Raw genomic sequence first — 25,749 nt, 5'->3', positions numbered from 1 at the left:
GCACGACTCGGCACGCGACCGACGAGCGCCAGCGAGGAGGTCGCGTGAGGACCCCTGACTACCGGCTGTCCCAGCTGGAGACGCTGGAGGCCGAGTCCATCCACGTCATCCGCGAGGTGGCCGCGGAGCTCGAGCGCCCGGTGCTGCTGTTCTCCGGCGGCAAGGACTCCATCGTGATGCTGGAGCTGGCCCGCAAGGCGTTCGCGCCGGCCCGCATCCCCTTCCCGGTCATGCACGTCGACACCGGGCTGAACTTCCCCGATGTGCTGGAGTTCCGCGACAAGCGGGTGGCCGAGCTGGGCGTGGAGCTGATCGTGGCCTCGGTGCCTGACGCGATGGCCCGCGGGGTGGTGCGGGAGGAACCCAACGGCTCCCGCAACCGCATCCAGACCCCGGTGCTGCTCGACGCGGTCGAGGAGCACGGCTTCACCGCGCTGTTCGGCGGCGCCCGGCGTGACGAGGACAAGGCGCGGGCCAAGGAGCGGATGTTCTCCTTCCGCGACGAGTTCGGCCAGTGGGACCCGAAGAGCCAGCGCCCCGAGCTGTGGGACCTCTACAACGGCCGGATCCACCTCGGCGAGTCGCTGCGGGTGTTCCCGCTGTCGAACTGGACCGAGCTGGACGTCTGGCAGTACATCGCCCGCGAGGAGATCGCCATCCCGCCGCTGTACCTCGCCGAGGAGCGCGAGGTCGTCGAGCGGCAGGGGATGCTCTACGCGGTCAACGAGTTCGTCCGCCCCCGGGACGGCGAGCGGCCGTTCCGGGCCCTGGTCCGCTACCGGACCGTGGGCGACGCCAACCTGACCGCCGCCGTCCGGTCGGAGGCCACCACGGTGGCCGACGTCATCGCGGAGATCGCGGTGACCCGGATGACCGAGCGCGGCGCCACCCGCGGCGACGACAAGGTCAGTGACGCCGCCATGGAGGACCGCAAGAAGGAGGGCTACTTCTGATGGGTCCCGTCGACGTGCACTCCCCCGTCGCCGAGCACGCCGCGGAGCTGGCCCGCGCCCGCAAGGACATCGTCCGGATCGCCACCGCCGGCTCGGTGGACGACGGCAAGAGCACGCTCATCGGCCGGCTGCTCTACGACAGCAAGGCGATCTTCGAGGACCAGTACGAGGCGGTCGCCCGGGCCAGCAAGGGCGACCACGTCGACCTCGCGCTGCTCACCGACGGCCTGCGCGCCGAGCGCGAGCAGGGCATCACCATCGACGTCGCCTACCGCTACTTCACCACCCCGCGGCGGACGTTCGTCCTCGCCGACACCCCCGGGCACGTGCAGTACACCCGCAACATGGTCACCGGCGCCTCCACCGCGGACCTCGCCATCGTGCTGGTCGACGCGCGCAGGGGCATGGTCGAGCAGAGCCGCCGGCACGCCTTCCTCGCCTCGCTGCTGCGGGTCCCGCACCTGGTCGTGGCGGTCAACAAGATGGACCTGGTCGGCTGGTCGGAGGAGGTCTTCGACCGGATCGCCGACGAGTTCGACGCCTTCGCCGCCAAGCTCAGCGTGCCCGACCTCACCGTCGTCCCCATCTCGGCGCTGCACGGCGACAACGTGGTGCGGCACTCGCCGAACACCCCCTGGTACGAGGGGCCGACGCTGCTGCACCACCTCGAGCACGTGCACGTGGCCAGCGACCGCAACCTCACCGACGCCCGCTTCCCGGTGCAGTACGTGATCCGGCCGCAGACCGACGAGCACCACGACTACCGGGGCTACGCCGGCACGGTGGCCAGCGGGGTGTTCCGGGTCGGCGACGAGGTCCAGGTGCTGCCCAGCGGGCTGACGACGACGATCGCCGGCATCGACGGCCCCCGCGGCCCGGTCGAGGAGGCGTTCGCGCCGATGTCGGTGACGCTGCGGCTGGACGACGACCTCGACGTCTCCCGCGGGGACCTCATCGGCAAGCCGGAGAACGTCCCGACGGCCACCCAGGACCTCGACGCGCTGGTCTGCTGGATGACCGACGAGCCGCTGCGGCCGCGGCAGCGGATCGCCGTCAAGCACACCACCCGGTCGGTGCGTGCCGTGGTGAAGGAGCTGGCCTACCGGCTGGACGTGAACACCCTGCACCGGGACCGGGAGGCGACCGAGCTGGGCCTCAACGACATCGGCCGGGTGCGGCTGCGGGCGACCCAGCCGCTGTTCGTCGACGACTACACCCGCAACCGGGCCACCGGGCGGTTCATCCTGGTCGACGAGGCCACCAACGCCACCGTGGGCGCGGGGATGCTCACCCCCGCCGGCTGAGCGGCCCCCTCCCGGGCACCGCCCCGAGCGTGCGAGGGGTGGGGAGGAGGGGGTCCTTCGTCAGGCGGCGGCCTTCTCCAGGGCGCGGCGGGTGAGCAGCCGGGCGAGGTGGCGCCGGTACTCCTGGTCGGCGTGCATGTCCGCGGTCGGCGACGTGCCCTCGTCGGCGAGCGCCGCGGCCTCGGCGATGGACGCGCCCCGGGCCAGCGCCTCCTCCGTCGCCGTCGCCCGCACCACCGAGCCGCCCATGTTGGCCAGCGCGACCCTGCCCTGCACCGCCGCGGCGGCCACGATCGGCCAGTCGTTCTCCCGGCGGGTGAACTTCTCGTAGCCCCAGCCGGCGCCGCCGGTGCGCGGCACCCGCACCTCGACGACCACCTCGTCGGGCGCCAGCGCCGTCTCGAAGAACCCGGTCCAGAAGCCGGTGACCGGCACCTCCCGCCGCCCTCCGGGGCCCTGGACGACGACGGTGCCGCCGAGCGCGAGCAGCGCGGTGGGCAGGTCCGACGCCGGGTCGCTGTGCGCCACGGTGCCGCCCAGCGTGCCGCGGTGGCGCACCTGGGGGTCGCCCACGCGCCCGGCGGTGTGCGGCAGCAGGGGCACCTCGGTGCGCGCGACCTCCGACCGCTCCAGCTCGGAGTGCCGGGTGCCGGCGCCGACGGCCACCTCGTCGCCCTCGACGCGGACGTAGGACAGCTCCCGGATGCCGCTGATGTCGACCAGCACGGACGGGACCGCCAGCCGCAGCTTCATGATCGGCAGCAGCGAGTGCCCACCGGCGAGCAGCTTGGCCTCCTCGCCGTGCTCGGTCAGCGCGGCCACGGCCTCGTCGACCGAGCGCACCCGCACGTACTCGAACGGGGCGGGGATCATGCTTCGACCTCCTGCGTCTGGGGCACCCGGCCGGCGGCCGGGCCGGACCTCGCGGCGGCCAGGACCGCCCGCACGATGTTGTGGTAGCCGGTGCACCGGCAGAGATTGCCCTCCAGGCCCTCGCGCACCTCGCGGTCGCTGGGGTCGGGGTTGTCGGCCAGCACGCCGATCGCCGCCATGACCATGCCGGGGGTGCAGAACCCGCACTGCAGCCCGTGCTCGGCGCGGAAGGCCGCCTGCACCGGGTGCAGCTCGCCGTCCGGCCCGGTCAGCCCCTCGAGGGTGGTGACCTGGCCGCCGTCGGCCTGCGCCGCGAGCACGGTGCAGCTCTTCACCGTCAGCCCGTCGACGATGACCGTGCACGCCCCACAGGACGTCGTGTCGCAGCCGACGTTCGTGGCCCGGAGCCCCCGGACGTCCCGCAGGTAGTGCGCCAGCAGCAGCCGCGGTTCCACCTCGTCGGTGCGCTGCTGGCCGTTGACGGTGATCGAGACCTGCATCAGCTGCCTCCCTGGGCCTGCTGGACGGCCCGGAACACCCGCATCGGGGTGGTGGGCATGTCGATGTGCCGGACGCCGAGGTGTGCGACGGCGTCGACGACGGCGTTCTGCACCGCCGGGGTGGAGCCGATCGTGCCGGCCTCCCCGATGCCCTTGGCACCCAGCGGGTTCATCGGGGTCGGGGTGGCCATGTCCACCAGCTCGAAGCTCGGCAGCTCGGTGGCGGAGACGAACGGGTAGTCCGCCAGCGTGGAGGTCGTCGGGTTGCCGTCCTCGTCGTACAGCACCTCCTCCAGCAGCGCCTGCGCGACGCCCTGCGCGTAGCCGCCGTGCCGCTGCCCCTCGGCGAGCAGCGGGTTGAGGACGGTCCCGGCGTCGTCGACGGCGACCAGCCGCACCACCTCCGCCTTCCCGGACTCCACGTCCACCTCGACGACGACGACGTGGGCGCCGAAGGGGAACGTCGGGGCGGCGGCGTCGAACCGGGTCCGGACCAGCAGCTGCTCGTCGGCGGCCAGCTCGGCGAAGGTGAGCCCCGTCCCCGGCGTCCCGCGGACGGCGAGCCCGGCGCCCGCCAGGTCCACGACGAGGTCCGCGGGGTCGACCTCCAGCCGCTGTGCGGCCCGCTGCCGGGCCAGCTCGACCAGCTCGCCGGCCGCCTGGTGCACCGCCGCGCCGCCCTGCTGGAGGCTGCGCGAGCCCATCGTGCCGCCGCCCTGGGCGACCAGGTCGGTGTCGCCGTGCAGCACGCTGATCCGCTCCACCGGGATGCCGAGCTGGTCGCTGGCGATCATCGCCCACGCGGTCGCGTGCCCCTGGCCGTGCGGCGAGGTGCCGGTGAGCACCGTCGCGGTGCCGTCGGGGTGCACCTCCAGCGAGGCGGCCTCCCCGGTGCCGGCGCCGTTGTCCGCCCCGGTGATCTCCACGTACACCGACATGCCGATGCCCAGCTGCCGGGGCTCCCCGGCCTCCCGGCGGCGGGCCTGCTCGGCGCGCAGGTCGGCGTAGCCGGCGGCCGCCAGCGCCGCGTCCAGCGCGGCGGTGTAGTCACCGGTGTCGTAGGTCGCCCCCGTGGGCGTGGTGTGCGGCTCGCTGAACGGCGGCACCAGGTTCTTCCGGCGCACCTCGGCGGGGTCCATGCCGATCTCCGCGGCGAACAGGTCGACGGCCCGCTCCAGCGCCGCCGTCGCCTCCGGCCGGCCGGCGCCCCGGTAGGCACCGATGGGGGTCGTCGTGGTGGCCAGTGCGCGCGCCTGCGCGTGCACCCGCGGGAACGCGTAGACCCCGGGCGCCATCAGCATGGTCAGGGTGGGCAGCACGGTGCCGATCCGGGGGTAGGCGCCGCAGTCCTGGTCGGCCACCAGGCTGTAGGCCTCGATGGTGCCGTCCCGGCGGCCCCCGATGGTGACCACCTGGTCCTGGGCCCGGCCGTGCAGCATGCCGACCAGGTTCTCCGAGCGGCTCTCCGCCCAGCGGACCGGCCGGTCGACGTGCCGGGCCAGCCAGGCCACGAGGGCGTACTCCGGGTCGGCGCCGATCTTGGCCCCGAAGCCGCCGCCGACGTCGGGGGTGATCAGGTGGATCAGGTCGGGGTCCATGTCCAGCCAGTCGCCGAACTGTCCCCTCGCCTGCTGGGCGCCCTGGTTGGTGCACCAGACGGTGACCCGGCCGTCCTCCCCCCAGGCCGCGGCGGCTGCCCGGCCCTCCAGCGGCACCGGCGCCACCCGCTGGTTGACCATCGCCTGGGTGACGACGACCTCGCAGCCGGCGAACAGGTCCTCCGGCGCGGGGCCGCCGAACGAGGCCATGACGTTGGTGCCCGCCTCCGGGAACAGCAGCACCTCGTCGGTGGCCGCCGCGGCCGTGCCGACCACCGCGGGCAGGGGGTCGATGTCGACGACGACCAGCTCGGCGGCGTCCTCGCCCTGGTAGGCCTCCTCGGTGAGGACGACGGCCACCGGGTCGCCGACGAAGCGGACGCGGTCCGACGCCAGCCACGGGCGGGTCATCGCCCGGTTCACGAACGGGAACGGCGGCGGGATCGGGGCCAGGCCGGCGAGGTCCTGCGCCGTGACCACGGCGACCACGCCCGGCGCCTCCAGGGCGGCGGAGGCGTCCACGGCCTCCAGCCGCCCGTGCGCGACGGGGGACCGCACGAAGGTCGCGTGCAGCGCCCCGGTCAGCCGGTCGTCGGTCACGTCGTCGGTGTAGGTGGCACCACGTGTGAGGAACAGCGGGTCTTCGGTGCGGACCACCCGCGTACCGAGGATGCTCATGTGCTCACCTTCCGTGGGTGGGTGACCTCGGTCACCCTGCCGCACGGAGCGCCGGTCCGCCAGCCGCTCCCACCGGCGCGGGAGGGACGGGCTCAGCCCGTGGTGTCAGCGGTGGGGTCGGGGGCCTGGCTGGCGTCGCCGTTCCAGTCCTTGCCCGCCTCGTCGGCGTGCTCGGAGATGCTGTCGGTCTGCCCGGCGACGGTCTGCACCATCTCCTCGTCGGAGAGGTCCTCGCCCGCGCTGTACGTCGTGCCGTCCGGCTCGCTCATGCCGTTCCCTCCTCGGTGGGTCGCTCCTCCGCCGGTCCCCGCGGGCCGTCGTCGGCAAACCCCGGGGGCGCCAGCTCGAACCACACGCACTTGCCGTCGCCGCGCTCCTCGATGCCCCAGCGGTCGGCGATGGCCTCGACCAACCGCATGCCCCGGCCGCGCTGGGCGGAGACCTGCAGGTCCCGGACGACGGGGCGCAGCGCGGAGCCGTCGGCCACGGAGATGCGCAGCCACCGCTCCGCCAGCGTGACGTGCAGGGTGAAGGAGGCCTCACCGGCCACGTGGTCGACGACGTTGGCCACCAGCTCGGTCACGAGCAGGGCGGCGTCCTCGGCATCGTGCGGGGCGCCCCAGGCGTGCAGCAGGTCCCGCACCAGGTGCCGGGCCACGGGGACGCTGGGGGGCACCGGGTGCAGGTCGACGGAGGCCACGAGCGTGGACATCGATCCCCCTCCCTGGGCGTGCGAGCCGCGGTGCAGTTGGGCACTCACTGTGCGTCACGCCATCTGGTCGTGCGCAACATATACGCGCCGATGGTCGTGAGCAACACCTGTTGCACGCGCGGGGCATTGCATGTCACGGGCCTTGCGCACCGCGCCGGCAGTATGGATAGTGGGCAACTCTGTTGGCTCCATCCATTCTGCGAGACGGAGGGCCCGTGGCGATCGACACCGGCGAGCAGGACCCGGCCGTCCGGGCGCTCCGCGAGCTCATGGCCGTGCTCGACACCTGCCTGACCGAGCTCGGTGGCGCCCGGGCCCGCGCCGAGAAGCTCCTGGAGGAACGGCAGGCCGGCCGCACCTGGCTGGACATCGTGACGGCGGAGTCCCGCCCGCTGGTGGTCGAGCAGATCAGCTCGGTGATGGCCGCCCTGGCCAGCGCCGGCGGCGCGTGGCGGCGCGAGCAGGCGCACGCCCTGGCCGCGGAGCAGGTCAGCATCAACCGGATCGCCGCGATGTTCGGCGTCACCCGCCAGCGCATCTCCGCCCTGCTCCGCGAGCGGGCCCGCGCCCGCACGTGAGCGGCCCCGCACCGATCAGGCACGGGGATCACTGCCTACACCTGGTGCGCGAGACGCATGCACTGCTCCCTGTGCCCCACCCTCAGCCCGACAGCGCGTCGATCGCCTTGTAGACCCGCTGCTCCGACACCGGCCGGGGGGTGCCGACGGGCTGCGCGAACAGGCTGACCCGCAGCTCCTCGACCATCCACCGCACCCGGGCGACGGGGTCGTCGGGGGCCCCGGTCGACGGCACCCGGGCGCGCAGCTGCTCGTACTCGGCGGTCACCGCGGCGACCTGCTGCATCCACAGCGCGTCGCGCGCCGCGGTGGCCGGCAGCTTCTCCAGCCGGTGGGCCATCCCCCGGAGGTAGCGCACCAGGTCCGGCAGCCGCCGCCGCCCGGCCGTGGCGACGAAGCCCCGGTGCAGCAGCCCGCCCATCTGCCGGCGCAGGTCCGCGACCGCCGCCTCGGGCACCCGCCGGCCCGGTGCGGCGCCGATCGCGACCGCGACCTCGCGGGCCTGGGTGAGCACCGCCTCGACCCGCCGCACCGTGTCGGTGGTCAGCGGCAGCAGCTGGGCCTTCGCGGTCCGCACCACCGCGGCGAACCCGGCCTCGTCCCGCGGCGGCCCGCCGGCGGCCGCGAGGAGCTCGTCGGCGGCGGCGTCCACGCAGTCGTCGACCAGCGCGGGGATCTCCCCGTCGGGGTTGAACTGCACCGCCAGCCGGGTGCGCGGCGAGAGCCCCTTGACCACCTGCCGGGTCGGTGAGCCGGCGGCGAGCACGAGCAGCCTGCGGGCCCCGCGCCAGGTGAGCCGGGTCGCCTCGGCCTCGCTGGCGACCACGCGGACGCCGACCGTCGTCCCCTCGTCGACCAGCGCCGGGTACGCGGTCACCAGGTGGCCGCCGCGGCGGACCTCGACGGTGCGCGGCAGCGTGCCGAACGTCCAGGCGGTCTGCCCGGTGCTCTCCAGGTCGGAGGCGGCCGCGGCCAGGCTGGCGCGGGCCTGCGGGGCCACCCGGCGGCGCAGCGCGTGCGGCTCCTTGCCCCTCGCCAGCTCCCGGCCGGCGTCGTCGAGGACCCGGAAGGTGGCCCGCAGGTGGTCGGGCACCTGGTCCGGCGCCCAGGCGTCCGGCGGGACGACGACCCCGGCGGCGCGGCGCAGCTCGCGCTCCAGCGCCGGCAGCAGCGGCTCGGCCGGCGGGATCCGCGGCAGCACCTCGCGCACCCGGTCGGGGATCGGCACCAGGGCGCGGCGCAGCTGCTTGGGCAGCGTGCGCAGCAGCGCGGTGACCAGCTCCTCCCGGAGACCGAGGACGGTGAGGGCCAGCGACTCCCCGGAGGTCTGCTCGGCGACGGCGTCCAGCACCGCGAGCGGGACGTCGACGGTGACGCCGTCCTGCGGGGTGCCCGGGGCGAACGCGTAGGACAGCGGGAGGGTCAGCCCCTGCGTGAGCGGCACCTCGTCGGGGAAGTCCTCGACCCGCACCTGCCCGGCCGCGGCGGCGTCGGTGAGCATCTCCGGGGTGAACGTCAGCAGGTCGGGGGTCTCCCGGCGGGCGGACTTCCACCACCGGTCGAAGTGCCGGGTGGAGACGACGTCGGCGGGGATGCGGGCGTCGTAGAGCTCGACCAGCGTCTCGTCGTCCACCCGGATGTCGCGGCGGCGGGCCCGCTCCTCCAGCTCGGCGACGCGGCGCAGGGCCGCGGCGTTGTCGTGCCAGAAGCGGTGGTGCGTCGTCCACTCCCCCTGCACCAGGGCGTGCCGGATGAACAGCTCCCGGGACACGACCGGGTCGATCGAGCCGTACTGCACGCGCCGGTCGACGACCAGCGGGATGCCGTAGAGGGTGACCCGCTCGGTGGCGACGACGGACCCCCGCCTGGCGTCCCAGCGCGGCTCGGAGTACTGCCGGTGGACCAGGTGGCCGGCCAGCCGCTCGACGGTCTCCGGGTCGATGCGGGCCACGGTGCGCGCGAACAGCCGGCTGGTCTCGACCAGCTCGGCGGCGACCACCCAGCGCGGCGGCCTGCGCGCCAGCGGGGTGCCGGGGGCGATGACGAAGCGGGCGTTGCGGGCGCCGAGGTACTCGCGGCCCCCACGACCTCTCGCGCGCGGGTGGCTGTCCTCGACCTGCAGGCCGACGTGGGACAGCAGCCCGGCCAGCAGGGCGGTGTGGATGCCGCGCTCGTCGGGCTCGGCGGCGGGCCCGCCGGTGGTCATGCCCAGCCGGCGGGCGGTGCTGCGCAGCTGGCCGTGCAGGTCCTGCCACTCGCGGATGCGCAGGTAGTGCAGGAACTCGCGCTTGAGCGTGCGGCGGAACTGGCTGCCGCTGAGCGCCTCCTGCTGCTCGGTCACGTACCGCCACAGGTCGAGCAGGGCGAGGAAGTCGGAGTGCTCGTGGGCGAAGCGGGCGTGCAGCTCGTCGGCGGCCTGCTGGTGCTCGGTGGGGCGCTCGCGGGGGTCCTGGATGGTCAGCCCGGCGGCGATGACCAGCACCTCCTCCAGCACGCCGCGCCGGTCGGCCTCGACCACCATCCGGGCCATGCGCGGGTCCAGCGGCAGCGCGGCCAGCGCGCGGCCGGTGGGGGTCAGCGCACCGGCTCCGTCCAGGGCGCCGAGCTCCTCGAGCAGGGCCACGCCGTCGGCCACCGCCCGGCGGTCCGGCGGGTCGATGAACGGGAAGTCCGCGACGTCGCCGAGGTCGAGGGCGGCCATCTGCAGCAGCACCGAGGCCAGGTTGGTGCGCAGGATCTCCGGGTCGGTGTACTCCGGCCGGGCGTCGAAGTCCTCCTGCGTGTAGAGGCGGATCGCGATGCCGTCGGAGGTGCGCCCGCAGCGGCCGGAGCGCTGCCGGGCCGAGGCCTGGCTCACCGGCTCGATCGGCAGCCGCTGCACCTTCAGCCGCGCGCTGTACCGGGAGATGCGCGCGGTGCCCGGGTCGACGACGTAGCGGATGCCGGGCACGGTCAGCGAGGTCTCGGCCACGTTGGTGGCCAGCACCACGCGCCGCCCGGTGTGCCGCTGGAACACCCGGTGCTGGTCGGCGGCCGACAGGCGGGAGTAGAGCGGCAGCACCTCGACGCCGGGGAGGCGCTCGGTCAGGACGTCGGCGGTGTCGCGGATCTCCCGCTCGCCGGCGAGGAACACCAGGACGTCGCCCGGCCCCTCGGCGGCCAGCTCGTCGACGGCGTCGGCGATGGCGGTGACCTGGTCGCGGTCCGGGTCGGAGTCCGGGTCGTCGGGGTCGACCACCGGCCGGTAGCGGACCTCGACCGGGTAGGTGCGGCCGCTGACCTCGACGACCGGGGCGTCGCCGAAGTGCTTGGCCACCCGCTCCACGTCGATCGTGGCCGAGGTGATGACCACCTTGAGGTCGGGACGCCGGGGCAGCACCTGGGCCAGGTAGCCGAGCAGGAAGTCGATGTTGAGGCTGCGCTCGTGCGCCTCGTCGATGATCAGGGTGTCGTACTGGCGCAGCAGCCGGTCGCGGCCGATCTCGGCGAGCAGCACGCCGTCGGTCATGACCTTCACCAGGGTGGTGTCGGAGACCTGGTCGGTGAAGCGCACCTTCCAGCCGACGACGTCGCCCAGCGGCGTGTCCAGCTCCTCGGCGATCCGCTCGGCGACGGTGCGCGCGGCGATCCGCCGTGGCTGGGTGTGCCCGATCCGGCCGCGCACCCCGCGGCCGAGCTCCAGGGCGATCTTGGGCAGCTGGGTGGTCTTGCCCGACCCGGTCTCGCCGGCGACCACGACCACCTGGGCGTCGCGCAGCGCGGCGGCGATGTCGTCGCGGCGGGCACTGACCGGCAGCTCGGCGGGGTAGGTGACCGCGGGGACGACGGCGCGGCGGCGGGCGAGGCGCTCCTCGGCGGCCGCGACGTCGGCGGCGACCCGCTCCCGCTGCCGCGCGCGCGCCTCGGCGTCCCGGGTCCTGCGGGTGCCGTCCAGCCGCCGGCCCAGCCGGTGGGCGTCCTCGAGGGTGAGCCCGGCCAGCCGCGCGCGCAGGTCGTCCGGCGGGGTGGTCACGGGTCCTCCCGGGTCGGGGCGCCGAAGCGGCGGCGGGTGCGGGTGCCGCTCCAGGATCGCACCGGCGGCCGGCCGTCGGACGTGTGCCGGGCCACTTGCGTGCGCCGTGCAACTAGTTGCTTGATCATCACAACCGGTTGTACGCTGCACGTGTTCCGTCCCGCCGTCCCCCCGGAGTGCCCGTGCCGCCGCCCCCGCCCGTGCCCGGCCCCGCGGCACCCGGGGACGACCGCCTCACCGACCTGCGCACCCTCGGCGAGCAGCTGCCGCGCTTCATCCGGCTGGTGCACGCGCTCAAGAGCTCCCCGTCCGCCGAGGGGCGGGACCGCGCGGCGCTGACCCTGCTGTTCCCCCTGGAGCGGGTCGGGCCGCTGCGCCAGAGCGCGCTCGCCGAGCTCGTGCACGCCGACCCGTCGACGGTCAGCCGGCACGTCGCAGCACTCATCGAGCAGGGCCTGGTCCGCCGGGTCGCCGACGAGACCGACGGCCGGGCCAGCCGGCTGGTCGTCACCGACGCCGGCCGCCGGGCCATGGCGCAGGTCCGCGCCGAGCGGGAGGCGCACCTGGCCCGGGCCACCGCCGGGTGGACGGCCGCGGACCTGGGCACCCTGGCCCGCCTCTTCGGTCGCCTCCTCGACGACCTCTCCGCCTCCCTCCCCGCCGAGCCGCACACCGTGCCGGTCGACGCGTCCCCCAGAGAGAAGTCATGAGCCACAGCACCAGCACGCCCGCGGTCGACCGCGGGGCCGCCGCCGCGGCGGCCCGGGAGCCCGACGAGCACGGCGTCTTCAGCCACCGGCAGATCCTCACCATCGTCGCCGGGCTGATGGTCGCGATGTTCCTCGCGGCCCTGGACCAGACCATCGTCTCCACGGCGATCCGCACCATCGCCGACGACCTGCAGGGCTACGACCTGCAGGTCTGGGCGACCACGGCCTTCCTCATCACCTCGACGATCTCCACGCCGCTGTACGGGAAGCTGTCGGACATCTACGGCCGCCGGCCGTTCTACCTCTTCGCGATCGCCCTGTTCGTCGTCGGCTCGGTGCTGTGCGGCCTGGCCGACTCGATGTACCAGCTGGCCGCCTACCGGGCGGTCCAGGGCGCCGGCGCCGGCGGGCTGATGTCGCTGGCCCTGGCGATCATCGGCGACATCGTGCCGCCGCGGCAGCGCTCCCGGTACCAGGGCTACTTCATGGCCGTCTTCGGCATGTCCAGCGTGCTGGGCCCGGTCATCGGCGGGTTCTTCGCCGGCCAGGGCTCGCTGTTCGGGCTGGACGGCTGGCGCTGGATCTTCCTCGTCAACGTGCCGCTGGGCGCGCTGGCGTTCGCCGCCGTCTACCGCGTGCTGCACCTGCCGCACGTGCGCCGCGAGCACCGCGTCGACTGGCCGGGCGCGCTGGCGCTGGTCACCTTCGTCGTGCCGCTGCTGGTCATCGCCGAGCAGGGCCGGCTGTGGGGCTGGACGTCGGGTCGCGCGCTGCTCTGCTACGCCGTCGGCGCCCTCGGCTTCGCGCTGTTCGTCGCGATCGAGCGGGCCTACCGCGAGGAGGCGCTGCTGCCGCTGGGGCTGTTCCGCAACCGCAGCTTCACCGTCGCCACCCTCGGCAGCGTGGTCGTCGGCGCCGCCATGTTCGGCGGCCTGCTGCTGCTCCCCCAGTACCTGCAGATCGTGCAGGGCTCCAGCGCCACCGTCGCCGGGCTGCAGATGATCCCGCTGGTGCTCGGCATCATGATCGGCGCGATGAGCTCGGGCCTCAGGATCTCGCGGACCGGCCGGTACCGGGTGTTCCCGCTGCTCGGCACCGCGCTGATGACCGCGGCCCTGCTGTCGCTGTCCTTCGTCGTCGGCGCCGAGACCTCGGTCTGGGTGCTCGTGCCGTTCATGGTCGCGCTCGGGGTGGGGCTCGGGTTCAACTTCCAGCCGGCCGTCCTCGCGGTGCAGAACGCCGTGCCGCCGAGCCAGCTGGGCGTGGCCACCTCCTCGGTGACCTTCTTCCGCCAGATGGGTGCCACGGTCGGCACCGCCGCGCTGCTCTCGGTGCTGTTCAGCCGGCTGCCGGTGGAGATCGAGGAGTCGGTCGCGGCGGCGGCGGCCGGTGACCCGCGGGTGGCCCAGGCCGCGCAGAGCGGTCAGCTGCCGGTCGGGGAGGCCCTGTCGGACACCTCGTTCATCCAGGAGCTCCCGGGGTACCTCGCCCTGCCGTTCAAGGTCGGGTTCTCTGACTCGTTGGACCTGGTGTTCCTCATCGCGGCGGCCGCGGCGGCGGTCGGGTTCCTCGTGTTCCTGTTCCTGCCGCAGCTGGAGCTGTCGGACAAGTCCGGCATCCAGGCGGCGCGGGAGGCCGCCGAGCAGACCGCCGGCGCCCCGGACGCCGAGGACGCCGACGAGCAGGTGCGCCAGGCGGTCGGCGCCGCCGCCCCGACGTCCACCGCTCCCCCGGCCGGCCGTCCCGGGGACGCCGCGACCCGCTGACCCGCCCGGTCAGCCGTGCGGCGTGAACACCGCCCGCACGCAGCCGTCGGCCTTCTCCTTGAACAGCTCGTAACCGCGCGGGGCCTCCTCCAGCGGGAGCACGTGCGTGGCCAGGTGCTCGGTGACCAGCTCGCCGCGGTCCATCAGCTCGAGCAGCCGCGGGATGTAGCGCGGCCCGTGCACCTGGGCCCCGCGCAGGGTCAGCCCCTTGTTCATCACCGCGCCGAGCGGGAACTTGTCCACCATCGCGGCGAAGACGCCGAGGGTGAACACACTGCCCCCCTTGCGGCAGGCCATGATCGCCTCGCGGACGGCCGACGGCCGGTCGGTCTGCAGTCGCAGCTGCTGCTTGACCGCGTCGTAGGCGCCCTGCGGGCCGGGGCTGTGCGCCTCCATCCCGACGGCCTCGATGCACACGTCCGGCCCGCGGCCGCCGGTGTGCTCGCGCAGCTCCGCGGCGACGTCGGTGGTGGTGTAGTCGATGGTCTCCGCGCCCGCGTGGGTCCGGGCCTGGGCCAGCCGCTCGGGGAAGCGGTCGACGACGAACACCCGCTCGGCGCCCACGATCGACGACAGCCGGGCGGCCATCTGCCCGACCGCGCCGGCGCCCCAGACGGCCACCGTGTCCCCGGGCTGCACGCCGGCGAGGTCGACGCCGGTGAAGGCGGTGGAGGCGGCGTCGGAGGCGAACAGCGCGCGGTCGTCGGGGACGCCGTCGGGGACGACGAAGCTGCCGACGTCGGCGAAGGGCACCCGCATGTACTCCGCGTGGCTGCCGGCGTAGCCGCCCACGGCGTGCGAGTAGCCCAGGCAGCCGCCGATCGCCTGGCCCCACAGGCCCTCGGTGATCCCGGGGTTGGGGTTGCTGTTGTCGCACAGCGAGTACAGCTCGTGGTGGCAGTACCAGCAGGCGCCGCAGGACACGAACGAGGCGACGACGACCCGGTCGCCGACCCTGCGGTCGCGGACGCCCTTGCCGACCTCGACGACCTCGCCCATGAACTCGTGGCCGATGACGTCGCCGGCCCGCATGAACGGGATGTAGCCGGACAGCAGGTGCAGGTCCGACCCGCACGTGGTGGTGCGGGTGACCTTGAGGATGACGTCGTGGTCGTTGAGCAGCTGCGGCTCGGGCACGTCCTCCACGGACAGCTGGTTGATCCCGGTCCAGGTCACCGCCCTCACAGCACACCCTCCCGTCGCGAGGCCGCCACCGCGCCGTCCAGCAGCCGGCCGCCGGGGGTCTGCGCCCGCTCGCCGTGCGGGCGGGGGTCCATCCGCAGCACCTCGCCCACCTCGACCAGCTGCTTGGCCTCGCGCAGCGCCTGCCGCAGCCGGCCGATGTCCTCGTCGGTGGCCGGCCCGCGGTACCGGGCGGCCAGCTCGGTGCCCTTGTCGCCGGGCGCGGGGATCACCCGGGTCTCCACCCGGTCGCCGAGCGCGGCCAGCGGGGCCGGCAGCTCGGTGAGCCGGCCGGGGTCGGCGAGCACCGTGACCGCGCGCCACCGCCGGGCGGCGGTGGCCGGGTCGTCCTTGGCCGACGCGGTGCCGACGCCGGGCAGCCGCACGCTCTGCAACCGGCCGAGCAGGGCGCCGCCGGCGTCGGCGGCGCGGGAGAGCAGCGAGTTCGCCATCGAGGGTCCTCCAGGGGTCAGTCGTCCGCCCCTACCCCGGCCGTCCCCGCCCGCAACCGGCCTACTGTGGCCGGGTCGCCCGCCCACCGCCGTCCCCGGAGGCCCGTCGTGCGCTCGTCGCTGATCCTGTCCCGCCGCGACCTGGACTTCCTGCTGCACGAGTGGCTGGACGTGGAGTCGCTGGTCAAGCGGCCGCGGTACGCCGAGCACTCCCGGGAGACCTTCGACGCGGTGCTCGACCTCGCCGAGCAGATCGCCACCGAGCACTTCGCCCCGCACAACCGCACCGCCGACGAGAACGAGCCGCGCATGGTCGACGGCCGCGTCGTGATGGTGCCCGAGGTGAAGCGGGCCCTCGACGTGTTCGTCGAGGCCGGGCTGATGGCCGGGGAGTTCGACGAGGAGTACGGCGGGCTGCAGCTGCCGCACGTCGTCGGGCAGGCGGTGTTCGCCTGGTTCAAGGCGGCCAACGTCGGCACGTCGGCCTACCCGTTCCTCACCATGGGCAATGCCCGGCTGCTGCTCGCCCACGGCAGCCGGGAGCAGATCGACACCTACGTGCGCCCGGAGATCGAGGGCCGCTGGTTCGGCACGATGGCGCTGTCGGAGCCGCAGGCCGGCTCCTCGCTGGCCGACATCACGACGAAGGCCGTCCCGCAGGACGACGGCACGTACCGGCTGTTCGGCAACAAGATGTGGATCTCCGGCGGCGACCACGAGCTGACCGAGAACATCGTCCACCTGGTGCTGGCCAAGATCCCCGGCGGGCCGCCCGGGGTGAAGGGCATCTCGCTGTTCATCGTGCCCAAGGTCCTGGTCGACGCCGACGGCTCGCTCGGCGAGCGCAACGACGTCGTGCTGGCCGGCCTGAACCACAAGATGGGCTACCGGGGGACGACCAACACGCTGCTCAACTTCGGCGAGGGCGTGCACACCCCGGGCGGGCGGCCGGGCGCGGTCGGGTACCTCGTGGGCGAGCCGCACCGCGGGCTGTCCTACATGTTCCACATGATGAACGAGGCGCGGATCGGCGTCGGCATGGGCGCGACCGTGCTCGGCTACACCGGCTACCTGCACGCCCTCGACTACGCCCGCACCCGCACCCAGGGGCGGCGGGCCGGCGCCAAGGCCATGGCGCCCACGGACGCCGCCTCCCCGGCGACGCCGATCGTCGAGCACCCCGACGTGCGGCGGATGCTGCTGGCGGCGAAGTCCTACGCGGAAGGCGGGCTGGCCCTGGGCCTGTACTGCGCGCGGCTGGTCGACGAGGAGCAGACCGCGGAGACCGCCGACGACCGCACCCGCGCCCACCTCCTGCTGGACACGCTCACCCCGATCGCCAAGGCGTGGCCGTCCCAGTGGGGCCCGGTCGCCGACGACCTGGCGATCCAGGTGCACGGCGGCTACGGGTACACCCGCGACTACCCGGTCGAGCAGTTCTACCGGGACAACCGGCTCAACCCGATCCACGAGGGCACCAACGGCATCCAGGCCCTGGACCTGCTCGGCCGCAAGGTGGTCGCCCAGGGCGGCGCCGGGCTCCGGCTGCTCGGGGAGACGATCACCGCGACGACGGCGCGCGCCGCCGGCACGCCCTGGGCGTCCTTCGCCGCGGACCTGGACGCCGCGGTGGCCCGGCTGGGCTCGGTGACCGCGACACTGTGGGGTCCCGGCGACCCGGACCTCGCGCTGGCCAACGCCAGCGTCTACCTGGAGGCCGCCGGCCACCTCGTGGTCGCCTGGCTGTGGCTGGAGCAGGCGCTGGCCTGCGAGGGCTCCACCGACGCCTTCGCCGAGGGCAAGCGCGCCGCGGCCCGCTACTTCTGGCGGTGGGAGCTGCCGCGCACCCGCGTCCAGTTCGACCTGCTGGAGTCGCTGGACCGCACCGTCCTGGACACCGACCAGGCCTGGCTGTAGCGACCCCAGGACGCACCGCGCCCCGCGGCTCCGGACGGGAGACGCGGGGCGCGGGTCGTGGATCGGCCCCCGCTACGCGGCGCGGGCGCCCACCGGTTCGGCGGTCGTGGTCCGGGTGGTGCCCGGGGAGGCCGGGACGGCCTTCGCCGCGCGCTGCTCCCGTTCGTAGCGTGCCGTGGAGGAGGTCCCCATCACGATCACGAGTGCGGTCAGGACCACGAACCCGATGAGGGTCACGGTCGGCCACAGCACCATCAGTCATTCCTCCGTGCTGGATGTCGCCACCGGGCGGGGCCCTGGCGGCACGTCGTCGTCGGAGCGGGTCTGCCCACCAGCGTGGCTGCTCAACCGTCCCCCCGGGCGTCCACCGGGTGGCGTGTGAGCGAACCCACGGCGACGGGCGGCCGCACCCGCGTGTCGGTGCCCGTGGTCTGATCGCCGGGTGTCCCGCGCCGCCGACCCGGGGCGGCCGGCGCCGCGGCCGGGCGCGCTGGTCGCCGTCCTGGCGCTCGGGACGACGGCGCTGTCGCTGCTGCAGAGCCTCGTGGTCCCGCTGCTGCCGGCGATCGCCGCGCAGCTCGGGGTCTCGGCCAACGCCGCCGGCTGGGTGCTGACGGCCAACCTGCTGGCCGCCGCCGTCGCGACGCCGGTGCTGGGCCGCCTCGGCGACACCTGGGGCGAGCGGCCGGTGCTGCTCGGCGTGCTCGCCGTCATGACCGTCGGCACGCTGCTGGCCCTGGTCACCGCCTCGCTGCCGCTGCTGCTCGTGGCCCGGGTGCTCCAGGGCGCCTCCTACGGCGTGTTCCCCCTGGCGATCAGCGTGCTGCGCCGGGAGCTGCCCGCGGCCCGGCTGGGCGTGGCGATGTCGGTGGTCAGCAGCACGCTGGCGGTGGGCGGCGTCGTCGGGCTGGTGGCCGCCGGGGTGCTCACCCGGGACGGCGCGGACTACCACCGCCCCTTCTGGATCGGCCTGGTCGTCTGCGTGGTCACCCTGGTGCTGACCGCCGTGCTGCTGCCCCGCCGCCCGGCCACCGGGTCGGGGCGGGTCGACTGGACCGGCGCCGCCGTGCTGGCCGCCGGGCTGGTGCTCCTGCTGCTGCCGGTGTCGCAGGGCAACGCGTGGGGGTGGGCATCGCCGGGGACGCTGGGCTGCCTGGCCGCGGCCGCGCTCGTCCTGCCCGGCTGGGTGCTGTTGCAGCGGCGGCGGGCCGAGCCGCTGGTCCGCCCGGCCCTGCTGGCCGACCCGCGGGTCGTGGTCCCCAACCTGGCCGGGCTGGTGACCGGGGTGGGCCTGTTCACCTCCTTCCTCGCCGTCCTGCAGTACGTGCAGACACCGCCGGGGACGGCCGGCTACGGGTTCGGCGCCTCGGTGCTGGAGGCCGCCCTCGTCTACCTGCTGCCCGGCGGGCTGGCCGGCGTCCTGCTCGGCCCGGTCGCCGGGCGCGTCGTGGCGCGGGCCGGGGCGCTGACCACGCTGCGCGCCGGTGCCGTGTGCGGGGTGGCCGGGTTCGGCCTGTTCGCGGTGCTGCGCGACAGCCCGGCCCAGGTGGTGGCCGCGGGCCTGCTCACCCAGCTGTGGGTGACCGTGGCGTACGCCGCGCTGCCGGCGCTGGTGGTGGCCGCGGTCCGCCCGGAGGAGACGGGGGTGGCCAACGCGGTGAACTCGATCGCCCGGTCGGTGGGCCAGGCCGTCGGCAGCACGGTCACCGTCGCGGTCCTCGCCGCCGGGACGGGCGCGACCGGCTCGCCCTCCCCCGGCGCCTTCACCGCGGTCGCCCTGCTCGGTGCGGGCAGCGCGGCCGCCGTCGTCGCGGTCACCCTGGTCGGACGGCGGGTGCCGGTGCCGGGCGCGCGGGCGGCGCCCTGACGTCACGAACGGGTGGCGACACACCGACGGTCCGCATGGACCGCGATCATGCTGGGCACCACGAGGGTCTCCACCCACCGACCGGAGGACTGACGATGGCCCGCTCCACCGGCCCCCGCGGCAGCAGTACCGCGGCCCAGGACACTCGGTTCTCCGGCAACCGTGCCGGGGACCCCGCCCCCGACGACCCCAAGGTCAACGACACCCGCCTGGACAGCGCCCCGCAGGGCGCCGAGGGCAAGCCGACGACCGGCGGCACGCTGAAGCGGACGCTGACGGAGTTCAGCGAGGACAACCTCACCGACTGGGCGGCCGCGCTCACCTACTACGGCACCCTGGCGCTGTTCCCGGCGCTGATCGCGTTGCTGTCCATCGTCGGCCTGCTGACCGACCCGCAGCAGCTCACCGACGCGCTCACCGCGGTGGTCCCGGCGCAGGCCGCGGACACCCTGAACCCGGTCATCCAGCAGATCGCCGGGAACACCGGCACCGCCGGTCTCGGCCTGCTCCTCGGTCTGGCCGCCGCCATCTGGTCGGCGTCGGGCTACGTGGGCGCGTTCTCCCGGGCGGCCAACGTGGTCTACGAGACGCCCGAGGGCCGCAAGGTCTGGAAGCTCAAGCCGCTGCAGCTGCTGGTCACCCTGATCGGCGTGCTGTTCGCCGCGCTGATCGTGGCCATGCTGGTGCTCAGCGGCCCGGTCGTCGACGCCGTCGCCGGCGCCATCGGCCTGCCGTCCGCGGTGGTGACCGTCTGGAGCTGGGCCAAGTGGCCGGTCGTCGTCGTGCTGGTCGCGTTGATGATCGCCACGCTGTACTACTTCGCGCCCAACGTGAAGCTGCGCGGCTTCCGCTTCACCAGCCCGGGCGCGGCCGTCGCGCTGCTGGTCTGGGCCGGCGCCTCGGCGTTGTTCGCCTTCTACGTGGCCAACTTCAGCAACTACAACGCCACGTACGGCACCCTGGCCGGCGTCATCGTCTTCCTGGTGTGGTTCTGGCTGACCAACCTGGCGCTGCTGTTCGGCATCGAGCTCGACGCCGAGATCGAGCGCACCAAGGAGCTCAAGGAGGGCGTCCCGCTGGCCGAGAAGGAGATCCAGCTCGACGCCCGCGCCGAGCCGAAGGACCGCAACACGCATTGAGGACGGCCGCCCGGTGGCCCCCTCCCGAACGGGAGGGGGCCACCGGCGTGCGTGGGGTCAGCGCGCGGTCGGCGGGCCGTCGCCGCGGCGGGCCGGGCGGGTCCGCTCGACCAGGCCGGCGAGCCCGGCCAGCCCGCGGCTGACCAGCTCACCGGCGGGCGCCACCGGCGCCGGCACCCGGCGGGCGACGGCGTCGACGGCGTCGCGGGTGCGGTCCAGCGCGGACAGGGGCAGGGCCGACAGCACGTTGCCCGGCGGGCGGCGGGAGACCGTCGGGTGCGGCCGGGTCGGGGAGATCCGGCGCACCAACTCCCACCGCCGGCCCAGCGCCCGCAGCTCGCCGGCGTCCAGCCGCTCCTGCAGGCGCGGGAGCAGCAGGTCCTCCTCGTCGCGGACGTCCTCCTGCAGCACCTCCACCAGCCGGGCCAGCCGCTGCGCGCGCCGCGGGTCGTCGTGCGCCAGCGTCTCCAGCTCGGTGACCAGCTCGTTGACCTCCTGGTGCTCCTCCTCCACGCGCCGGGTGAGCTCGTCGCCGTCCGGCAGGACCCGGCGCATGACCGGCCACAGCACGGTCTCCTCGGCGAAGGCGTGGCTGAACACCAGCCGGTCGATGCGGGTGAGCACCTCCTCCTGCGCGCGGCCGGTCGTGCCGTCCAGCTCGTGCAGCAGCCGGTCCAGCCGGACGTGGTCCGCGCGCTGGCGGGCCAGGACGCTGCCCGGGCCGCCGAGCTCGGACAGGGACTGGTCGGCGATGGAACGGGTCACCGTGGGCACCTCCCGGGTGCGGATGGGGCCCCCTCCGGTGCCCACCGGTCACCCGGGCCATGCACCGGCCCGGCCCGCACCCGCAGCAAATCCCATGGCGCGCCATCCAGTGGTTTGCGTCCGAAACGCGGTGGGGACGAGTCGAGGGTCCCCCGACCCGCGACAGGAAGGCACGCCATGACCCAGTCCACGGGCACCACCACGGGCAGCACGACCACCTCGACCGCCCTCAGTCAGACCGCCTCCCCGTCGGCGCTGCAGACCAGCCAGGGCAACACCACGATCGCCGACGGCGTCGTGCAGAAGATCGCCGGGCTGGCCGCCCGGGAGGTGTCCGGCGTGTACGCCCTGGGCGGTGGCGCCGCGCGGGCCTTCGGTGCGCTCAAGGAGCGCATCCCCGGCGGCACCCAGGCGATCGGCCAGGGCGTGTCGGTCGAGGTCGGCGAGAAGCAGGCCGCCGTCGACCTGGACATCGTCACCGAGTACGGCGCCCCCATCGCCGAGATCGCCCGCTCCGTGCGGCGCAACGTGGTCAACGCCGTCGAGGGGATGACCGGCCTGCAGGTGACCGAGGTCAACATCGCCGTCAACGACATCCACCTGCCGACCGACGACCAGGGTCAGCAGCAGGAGCTCGTGCGGGTCCAGTGACGTCCGGCCCCGACCCCACCGACGCCGCCGAGGTCATCGCCGCCGCGGTCCGCACCGCGCCGGGGGTGACCGGGCTGCACGCCGGCGGCCCGCGCCCGGTGGTGACCCTGCTCCCGGGCCGCCGCGTCGACGGGGTGCAGCTCACCGACGAGCGGGTCACCGTGAGCGTCGTCGTGGCCCGGGGCGTCCCGGTCCCCGTGCTCGCCGAGCAGGTGCGGACGCGGGTGGAGCCGCTGGCCGGCGGCCGGCCGGTCGACGTGCACGTCGCCGACCTGCAGTTGCCCGAGGACGAGCCGCCGGCGCTGCCGCCCGGACCGTCGGCCTGACCCCGCCAGGAGCACCCCTGCCATGACGTCGTCCCCGTCCCCCGACGAGCGGCGACGCTGGCGCGCGGAGCTGCGCCGGCACCACCCCGACCTCGGCGGGGACGCCGAGCAGTTCCTGCGCACGCTGCGGGCCTGGGAGTCCCGGCCGGCGTCGGCCCTGGCCGGCGCCGAGGTCCGCTTCGTGCACCGTCCCCGCGGCGCCCGCCGGGTGCTCGCCTGGTGGCGCGCGCGCCGCTCCCCCGCTCCACGCCGCGTCGTGTGAGCCCCCGATCCCCTGGAGGTACCGCCATGCCCCCCACCGTGGTGGGTCTGTTCACCGGTCTGCTGCTCGGCCTCGCCTGGGTCGTCGGCGGCTTCGACGCCTTCGTCGGCACGGCCGTCCTGGGCGTGGTCGGCGCCCTCGTCGGCCGGGTCGTCACAGGCCAGCTGGACCTCACGCCCTACCTGGGCGGCCGGGGACCGGGCCGGTGACCGGCCCGGCCGACGACGCCCCGCACGCCCGGCCGCCGGAGGAGCGCGGCCGCCTGACCGTCGCCGACCGCGTGGTCGAGCGGGTCGCGGGCCATGCCGCCACCCGGGTCGACGGCGCGGCCGCCGCGCCGCGCCGGCTGCTGGGCATCCCCGTCGGGGAGTCCCGCCCGGACGCCGAGGCCGCCGTCCGGGCCACCGTCCACGGCTCCGTGGCCACCGTGGCGGCGACCGTCGCGGTGGCCTGGCCGCGGTCGGTGCGCGAGGTGACCGACGCGCTGCGCGCCGGCATCCGCGCCGAGGTCCTCCGCGTCACCGGCGTCGAGGTGGCGCACGTCGACGTCGACGTCGTCGACTTCGTGGCCGCCGGCGCGCCCGCGCGGCGCGTCCGGTGAGCGGAGGACGGCGATGACCGTGCTGAACCGGCTCCTGGCCACCGTGCTGGCCCTGGCCCTGCTGCTCGGCGGCCTGCTGGCCGTCGCCGAGATCGTCCTGGCCGCGCTCGGCCAGGAGCCCTGGCTGGTGCCGCACCCGGACTGGACCGCCTGGCTGGCCGGTCGGACCCTCCGCTCGGCGGTCGTCCGCGCGGCGCTCGCCGGCGCGGTGGTCCTCGGGCTGGTGCTGCTGGTCCCGGCGCTGCGCCGCGGCCGCCCCGGCGCCCTGCCGCTGCCCCCGCGGGTGCCGTCGGTGCGCACGACGGCGTCCCGGAAGGGCATCGAGCGCACGCTGCGTGCCGCGGCCACCCGGCCGGACGGCGTCCGCGACGCGACGGTGCGGGCCCGCCGCCGGACCGTGCGGGTGCGGGCGGCCACCGCGCTGCGCGACCCGGGGGACCTGCAGTCGAGGGTGACCGGGGCGGTCACCGAGCGGCTGGAGGAGCTCGGCCTGTCCGGCACCCTGCGGCCGCGCGTCACCGTCTCGACGGGGGCCGGCCGGTGAGCCGCCGCGTGGACACCGCCAACCGCACCGTCCTGGCCCTGCTCGGCCTGCTGCTGCTCGGCGGTGGCGGCGTCGGGCTGGCGGCCGGCTTCGGCGCCTTCGGCGACCCGCCGCCGGTGCTGCCCGAGCAGGTGCGCGGCCTCGCGGGGGAGCCGTGGTTCTGGTGGGCCGTCGCCGGCGGCTGCCTGCTGGTCGCCCTGCTGGCGCTGCGCTGGCTGCTGGCCCAGCTGCACACCACGCGGGTGAGCCGGCTGGACCTGACCCGCGACGACCGCGACGGGCGCACCGTCGTGCACGCCGGCGCCCTCACCGACGCCGTCGAGGCCGAGGCCCGGTCGCTGCGCGGGGTGCTCGGCGCCTCGGCGCGCCTCGTCGAGGACCGCGTCCGCACCCTGCGGGTCGCCGTCGAGCTCGCCGACCACGCCGACGTCGCCGAGGTCCGCCGGGTGCTGGAGGACCGGGTCGTCGCGCACGCCCGGCAGGCGGTCGACGACCCCGACCTGCCGGTGGACGTCGAGCTGCGGCCGGGCCGCCGCGCGGGGAGCCGCGGCCTGCGCTGAGGAGCGGGACGACGGGCCGCCCAGCCCCGGAGGAACCGGCCCACCACGGTGGCCCGGCGTGCGTTTACCCTGTAAACGACGCCTGGCCCAGCACCGGCCGCCGTGCGCCCACCTGACCGGAGGTCCCGTGATCCCCAGCTCCGTGCCGCCCCACCCCCCGGGTGCCGTCCGGCTGGAACCCGGGACCGGCGGCCTGGTCCTGCACCTGGCGGGCGAGGTCGACTCCGCGACCGTGGCCCGGTGGGACCGCGACCGCCCCGGGGTCGACGGCCGGCCGCAGGGCGCCGTCGTCGCGGTGGATGCCTCGGCCGCCGCCTTCCTCAACTCCGCCGGGGTGGCGTTGCTGGTGCGCGAGACGGAGTCGCACCGCCGGGCCGGCGGCCGCCCCGAGCTGCGCAACCCGTCGCGGGCGGTGCTGCAGGTGCTGCGCCTGACCGGGGTGGCCGGCCTGTTCGACGTCGTGGCCGACTGACCGTCCCACCCACCGGCGCGGGGTCGCTCAGACCGGCGAGCCGGGACGCTCGGACTCGCGCAGCATCCGCGCCAGGCGCTCGAGCAGGTTCTCCAGCGACTCCTCGAACTCCGTGGCCGACTCGTCCTCGGCCAGCAGGTGGGCCAGCCGGCGGACGTGCGGGAACTCGGCGAGCGAGCGGCCGTCGGCGGGCGGCGAGGCGTCGGCGTCGGCGTCGTCCAGCGGGCTGATCGGCACCCCGCGCTGGGAGACCTCCAGCAGCAGGTGGCCGAGCAGGAAGCTCGTGTACGCCCGGTAGGCGGCCACCGCGGCCTCGTCGCTGAACCCGTGGCTGGTGAGGGCGTCGAGGAAGGAGTCCAGCCAGCGCAGGCTGCGCAGCGGTGGCCGCACCCACGGCGCGGCCGGTGGCCGGGTGGCGACCAGCGGGAAGACCTCCGGGTGGGCGATGGCCATCCGGCGCACCCCGTGCGCCAGCCGCTGGAGGTAGTCCTGCCAGCCGTACTCGGGCGTCAGGTACACGTCCGGGTCGCCGTACAGGGCGTCGATGACGAGCTCCACGACGCCGTCGAGGAGGTCCTCCCGGCCGGTCACGTGGCGGTACAGCGCCATCCCCTCGACGCCCAGGTGGGCGCCCAGGCGGCGCATCGTCAGCGCGTCCAGCCCGTGCTCGTCGATGTAGCCGATGGCCGCGGTGAGCACCCGACGCCGGTCGAGCGGGGTCCGGACCGTCCGGGTCAGCGAGGCGCGGACGGCCCCGGCGCAGATGGGCTGCGTCGGGCCGTCGGCGCCGGGCCCGGTGTCCTCCGCCACGTGCACGCCTCCCGCTGGTCGCCGGCCCCTGTTGTACCCCCGCCGGACCGTTGCGATGCCCCCGCCGTCCACCGGGCCGACCCGGCCGGGGGGCGTTTACCCCGTAAGCAGGCGGGCACCGAAGAGGGGTACAGGCGCCCGGCCGAGCAGCCCGCCGGGAGCGCGCACCCGTCCACCTCACGACAGGAGCACGAGTGATCACCGACCAGCAGATCAGCCAGGTCATCGGCACCACCGCCTACGACGCCGACGGCGACAAGGTGGGCAAGGTCGCCGAGGTCTACCTCGACGACGAGACCGGCCGCCCCGAGTGGGCGACGGTGAACACCGGCCTGTTCGGCACCAAGGAGACGTTCGTCCCGCTGGCGCAGGCCGACCTCTCCGGCGACCAGCTCCGCTTCCCGTACGACAAGGCGAAGATCAAGGACGCCCCGAAGGTCGACACCGACGGGCACCTCTCCCCGCAGGAGGAGGAGGAGCTCTACCGCTACTACGGCCTGGGCTCCGGCCAGGGGTC

General features: G+C 75.1%; 28 protein-coding genes. 17 read left to right on the top strand and 11 right to left on the bottom strand.

Annotated features, from left to right (window positions below):
• The first annotated feature begins 44 nt into the window (after positions 1 to 44).
• Positions 45 to 953, top strand: coding sequence for a sulfate adenylyltransferase subunit CysD (gene cysD, locus CHB98_RS00135; protein WP_089303602.1), 909 nt, complete (start codon positions 45 to 47; stop codon positions 951 to 953).
• Positions 953 to 2,257: a sulfate adenylyltransferase subunit 1 gene (locus CHB98_RS00130; protein WP_245820827.1), complete on the top strand. Its 1,305-nt coding sequence runs from the start codon at positions 953 to 955 to the stop codon at positions 2,255 to 2,257. Before cysD ends, CHB98_RS00130 begins: the two co-directional genes overlap by 1 nt.
• A 60-nt stretch (positions 2,258 to 2,317) precedes the next feature.
• Here CHB98_RS00130 and CHB98_RS00125 read toward each other — a convergent pair whose 3' ends face one another.
• The 5 genes from CHB98_RS00125 to CHB98_RS00110 all read right to left on the bottom strand — a co-directional run bounded on the left by CHB98_RS00125 (position 2,318) and on the right by CHB98_RS00110 (position 6,618).
• A complete protein-coding gene (locus CHB98_RS00125) occupies positions 2,318 to 3,130 on the bottom strand; it encodes an FAD binding domain-containing protein (protein WP_089303601.1) in 813 nt (270 codons plus the stop codon).
• On the bottom strand, positions 3,127 to 3,630 hold the full coding sequence (locus tag CHB98_RS00120; RefSeq protein WP_089303600.1) for a (2Fe-2S)-binding protein: 504 nt from the start codon (positions 3,628 to 3,630) through the stop codon (positions 3,127 to 3,129). The genes CHB98_RS00125 and CHB98_RS00120 overlap by 4 nt, the downstream gene beginning before the upstream one ends.
• Positions 3,630 to 5,906 carry a xanthine dehydrogenase family protein molybdopterin-binding subunit gene (locus CHB98_RS00115; protein WP_089303599.1) on the bottom strand — a complete coding sequence of 759 codons (2,277 nt, stop codon included), beginning with the start codon at positions 5,904 to 5,906 and terminating at the stop codon, positions 3,630 to 3,632. The genes CHB98_RS00120 and CHB98_RS00115 overlap by 1 nt, the downstream gene beginning before the upstream one ends.
• A 92-nt stretch (positions 5,907 to 5,998) precedes the next feature.
• The gene (locus CHB98_RS21280) at positions 5,999 to 6,175 is read right to left on the bottom strand and encodes a hypothetical protein (RefSeq protein ID WP_179224052.1); all 177 of its coding nucleotides are present in this window, start codon (positions 6,173 to 6,175) and stop codon (positions 5,999 to 6,001) included.
• Positions 6,172 to 6,618 (bottom strand): ATP-binding protein, encoded by a 447-nt coding sequence (locus CHB98_RS00110; RefSeq protein WP_143424906.1) that lies wholly within the window; start codon positions 6,616 to 6,618, stop codon positions 6,172 to 6,174. The genes CHB98_RS21280 and CHB98_RS00110 overlap by 4 nt, the downstream gene beginning before the upstream one ends.
• A gap of 215 nt (positions 6,619 to 6,833) precedes the next feature.
• On the opposite strand from CHB98_RS00110, the gene CHB98_RS00105 reads away from it, so the two are divergent.
• Positions 6,834 to 7,196: a hypothetical protein gene (locus tag CHB98_RS00105; protein WP_089303598.1), complete on the top strand. Its 363-nt coding sequence runs from the start codon at positions 6,834 to 6,836 to the stop codon at positions 7,194 to 7,196.
• Between the two features lie 82 nt (positions 7,197 to 7,278).
• Here CHB98_RS00105 and hrpA read toward each other — a convergent pair whose 3' ends face one another.
• On the bottom strand, positions 7,279 to 11,208 hold the full coding sequence (gene hrpA / locus CHB98_RS00100; protein WP_089303597.1) for an ATP-dependent RNA helicase HrpA: 3,930 nt from the start codon (positions 11,206 to 11,208) through the stop codon (positions 7,279 to 7,281).
• A 182-nt stretch (positions 11,209 to 11,390) separates the two neighbouring features.
• On the opposite strand from hrpA, the gene CHB98_RS00095 reads away from it, so the two are divergent.
• On the top strand, positions 11,391 to 11,918 hold the full coding sequence (locus tag CHB98_RS00095; protein ID WP_089303596.1) for a MarR family winged helix-turn-helix transcriptional regulator: 528 nt from the start codon (positions 11,391 to 11,393) through the stop codon (positions 11,916 to 11,918).
• Positions 11,915 to 13,684: an MDR family MFS transporter gene (locus tag CHB98_RS00090; RefSeq protein WP_089303595.1), complete on the top strand. Its 1,770-nt coding sequence runs from the start codon at positions 11,915 to 11,917 to the stop codon at positions 13,682 to 13,684. The genes CHB98_RS00095 and CHB98_RS00090 overlap by 4 nt, the downstream gene beginning before the upstream one ends.
• A gap of 9 nt (positions 13,685 to 13,693) precedes the next feature.
• On the opposite strand, the gene CHB98_RS00085 is transcribed toward CHB98_RS00090, so the two are convergent.
• Together CHB98_RS00085 and CHB98_RS00080 are read right to left on the bottom strand one after the other, a co-directional pair.
• Positions 13,694 to 14,860, bottom strand: coding sequence for a zinc-dependent alcohol dehydrogenase (locus tag CHB98_RS00085; protein WP_245820826.1), 1,167 nt, complete (start codon positions 14,858 to 14,860; stop codon positions 13,694 to 13,696).
• Between the two features lie 5 nt (positions 14,861 to 14,865).
• Positions 14,866 to 15,318, bottom strand: a complete 453-nt coding sequence (locus CHB98_RS00080) for a hypothetical protein (RefSeq protein ID WP_089303593.1) — start codon at positions 15,316 to 15,318, stop codon at positions 14,866 to 14,868.
• A 108-nt stretch (positions 15,319 to 15,426) separates the two neighbouring features.
• On the opposite strand from CHB98_RS00080, the gene CHB98_RS00075 reads away from it, so the two are divergent.
• Positions 15,427 to 17,235 carry an acyl-CoA dehydrogenase gene (locus CHB98_RS00075; RefSeq protein ID WP_089303592.1) on the top strand — a complete coding sequence of 603 codons (1,809 nt, stop codon included), beginning with the start codon at positions 15,427 to 15,429 and terminating at the stop codon, positions 17,233 to 17,235.
• Between the two features lie 72 nt (positions 17,236 to 17,307).
• Here the strand turns inward: CHB98_RS00075 and CHB98_RS00070 are convergent, their stop codons facing one another.
• Positions 17,308 to 17,490, bottom strand: a complete 183-nt coding sequence (locus CHB98_RS00070) for a hypothetical protein (RefSeq protein WP_089303591.1) — start codon at positions 17,488 to 17,490, stop codon at positions 17,308 to 17,310.
• Between the two features lie 187 nt (positions 17,491 to 17,677).
• Between CHB98_RS00070 and CHB98_RS00065 the strand changes: the two genes are divergently transcribed.
• Together CHB98_RS00065 and CHB98_RS00060 are read left to right on the top strand one after the other, a co-directional pair.
• Positions 17,678 to 19,102: an MFS transporter gene (locus CHB98_RS00065; RefSeq protein WP_089303590.1), complete on the top strand. Its 1,425-nt coding sequence runs from the start codon at positions 17,678 to 17,680 to the stop codon at positions 19,100 to 19,102.
• Between the two features lie 95 nt (positions 19,103 to 19,197).
• On the top strand, positions 19,198 to 20,241 hold the full coding sequence (locus tag CHB98_RS00060; RefSeq protein WP_089303589.1) for a YihY/virulence factor BrkB family protein: 1,044 nt from the start codon (positions 19,198 to 19,200) through the stop codon (positions 20,239 to 20,241).
• A 57-nt stretch (positions 20,242 to 20,298) separates the two neighbouring features.
• Here the strand turns inward: CHB98_RS00060 and CHB98_RS00055 are convergent, their stop codons facing one another.
• Complete coding sequence (locus tag CHB98_RS00055; RefSeq protein WP_089304165.1) at positions 20,299 to 21,006, bottom strand: hemerythrin domain-containing protein; 708 nt, start codon at positions 21,004 to 21,006, stop codon at positions 20,299 to 20,301.
• Between the two features lie 177 nt (positions 21,007 to 21,183).
• Here CHB98_RS00055 and CHB98_RS00050 point away from each other — a divergent pair, with 177 nt between their 5' ends.
• From CHB98_RS00050 to CHB98_RS00015, 8 genes are all read left to right on the top strand, one after another.
• Positions 21,184 to 21,657, top strand: a complete 474-nt coding sequence (locus CHB98_RS00050) for an Asp23/Gls24 family envelope stress response protein (RefSeq protein ID WP_089303588.1) — start codon at positions 21,184 to 21,186, stop codon at positions 21,655 to 21,657.
• The gene (locus tag CHB98_RS00045) at positions 21,654 to 21,983 is read left to right on the top strand and encodes an Asp23/Gls24 family envelope stress response protein (protein WP_089303587.1); all 330 of its coding nucleotides are present in this window, start codon (positions 21,654 to 21,656) and stop codon (positions 21,981 to 21,983) included. Before CHB98_RS00050 ends, CHB98_RS00045 begins: the two co-directional genes overlap by 4 nt.
• Positions 21,984 to 22,005: 22 nt before the next feature.
• A complete protein-coding gene (locus CHB98_RS00040; RefSeq protein WP_089303586.1) occupies positions 22,006 to 22,245 on the top strand; it encodes a hypothetical protein in 240 nt (79 codons plus the stop codon).
• A gap of 26 nt (positions 22,246 to 22,271) precedes the next feature.
• Positions 22,272 to 22,454, top strand: a complete 183-nt coding sequence (locus CHB98_RS00035) for a hypothetical protein (RefSeq protein ID WP_089303585.1) — start codon at positions 22,272 to 22,274, stop codon at positions 22,452 to 22,454.
• Positions 22,451 to 22,846: an Asp23/Gls24 family envelope stress response protein gene (locus CHB98_RS00030; RefSeq protein ID WP_089303584.1), complete on the top strand. Its 396-nt coding sequence runs from the start codon at positions 22,451 to 22,453 to the stop codon at positions 22,844 to 22,846. The genes CHB98_RS00035 and CHB98_RS00030 overlap by 4 nt, the downstream gene beginning before the upstream one ends.
• Positions 22,847 to 22,859: 13 nt before the next feature.
• A complete protein-coding gene (locus CHB98_RS00025) occupies positions 22,860 to 23,390 on the top strand; it encodes a DUF6286 domain-containing protein (protein WP_089303583.1) in 531 nt (176 codons plus the stop codon).
• A gap of 8 nt (positions 23,391 to 23,398) precedes the next feature.
• Positions 23,399 to 23,950: an alkaline shock response membrane anchor protein AmaP gene (amaP, locus tag CHB98_RS00020; protein WP_245820825.1), complete on the top strand. Its 552-nt coding sequence runs from the start codon at positions 23,399 to 23,401 to the stop codon at positions 23,948 to 23,950.
• A 127-nt stretch (positions 23,951 to 24,077) separates the two neighbouring features.
• Entirely contained in the window at positions 24,078 to 24,422 is a 345-nt protein-coding gene (locus CHB98_RS00015) for an STAS domain-containing protein (RefSeq protein WP_179224050.1), read from the top strand.
• 27 nt (positions 24,423 to 24,449) lie between these two features.
• Here CHB98_RS00015 and CHB98_RS00010 read toward each other — a convergent pair whose 3' ends face one another.
• Positions 24,450 to 25,232 (bottom strand): TetR/AcrR family transcriptional regulator C-terminal domain-containing protein, encoded by a 783-nt coding sequence (locus tag CHB98_RS00010; protein ID WP_089304164.1) that lies wholly within the window; start codon positions 25,230 to 25,232, stop codon positions 24,450 to 24,452.
• 194 nt (positions 25,233 to 25,426) lie between these two features.
• On the opposite strand from CHB98_RS00010, the gene CHB98_RS00005 reads away from it, so the two are divergent.
• Positions 25,427 to 25,749: PRC-barrel domain-containing protein (locus tag CHB98_RS00005; RefSeq protein ID WP_143424905.1), on the top strand; the 323-nt coding region annotated here is incomplete at its 3' end.

The organism is Geodermatophilus pulveris (assembly GCF_900188375.1).
Taxonomy (GTDB): domain Bacteria; phylum Actinomycetota; class Actinomycetes; order Mycobacteriales; family Geodermatophilaceae; genus Geodermatophilus; species Geodermatophilus pulveris.
The sequence above is the reverse complement of the archived record's forward strand: the minus strand, read 5'-3'. Positions and strand labels throughout refer to the sequence as shown.

What these genes read in the sequence shown, in the direction of transcription:
- CHB98_RS00130 (WP_245820827.1), top strand. Translation starts at nt 953, where the DNA reads ATGGGTCCCGTCGACGTGCACTCCCCCGTCGCCGAGCACGCCGCGGAG.
- CHB98_RS00125 (WP_089303601.1), bottom strand. Translation starts at nt 3,130, where the DNA reads ATGATCCCCGCCCCGTTCGAGTACGTGCGGGTGCGCTCGGTCGACGAG.
- CHB98_RS00120 (WP_089303600.1), bottom strand. Translation starts at nt 3,630, where the DNA reads ATGCAGGTCTCGATCACCGTCAACGGCCAGCAGCGCACCGACGAGGTG.
- CHB98_RS00115 (WP_089303599.1), bottom strand. Translation starts at nt 5,906, where the DNA reads ATGAGCATCCTCGGTACGCGGGTGGTCCGCACCGAAGACCCGCTGTTC.
- CHB98_RS21280 (WP_179224052.1), bottom strand. Translation starts at nt 6,175, where the DNA reads ATGAGCGAGCCGGACGGCACGACGTACAGCGCGGGCGAGGACCTCTCC.
- CHB98_RS00110 (WP_143424906.1), bottom strand. Translation starts at nt 6,618, where the DNA reads ATGTCCACGCTCGTGGCCTCCGTCGACCTGCACCCGGTGCCCCCCAGC.
- CHB98_RS00090 (WP_089303595.1), top strand. Translation starts at nt 11,915, where the DNA reads ATGAGCCACAGCACCAGCACGCCCGCGGTCGACCGCGGGGCCGCCGCC.
- CHB98_RS00080 (WP_089303593.1), bottom strand. Translation starts at nt 15,318, where the DNA reads ATGGCGAACTCGCTGCTCTCCCGCGCCGCCGACGCCGGCGGCGCCCTG.
- CHB98_RS00070 (WP_089303591.1), bottom strand. Translation starts at nt 17,490, where the DNA reads ATGGTGCTGTGGCCGACCGTGACCCTCATCGGGTTCGTGGTCCTGACC.
- CHB98_RS00060 (WP_089303589.1), top strand. Translation starts at nt 19,198, where the DNA reads ATGGCCCGCTCCACCGGCCCCCGCGGCAGCAGTACCGCGGCCCAGGAC.
- CHB98_RS00050 (WP_089303588.1), top strand. Translation starts at nt 21,184, where the DNA reads ATGACCCAGTCCACGGGCACCACCACGGGCAGCACGACCACCTCGACC.
- CHB98_RS00040 (WP_089303586.1), top strand. Translation starts at nt 22,006, where the DNA reads ATGACGTCGTCCCCGTCCCCCGACGAGCGGCGACGCTGGCGCGCGGAG.
- CHB98_RS00035 (WP_089303585.1), top strand. Translation starts at nt 22,272, where the DNA reads ATGCCCCCCACCGTGGTGGGTCTGTTCACCGGTCTGCTGCTCGGCCTC.
- CHB98_RS00025 (WP_089303583.1), top strand. Translation starts at nt 22,860, where the DNA reads ATGACCGTGCTGAACCGGCTCCTGGCCACCGTGCTGGCCCTGGCCCTG.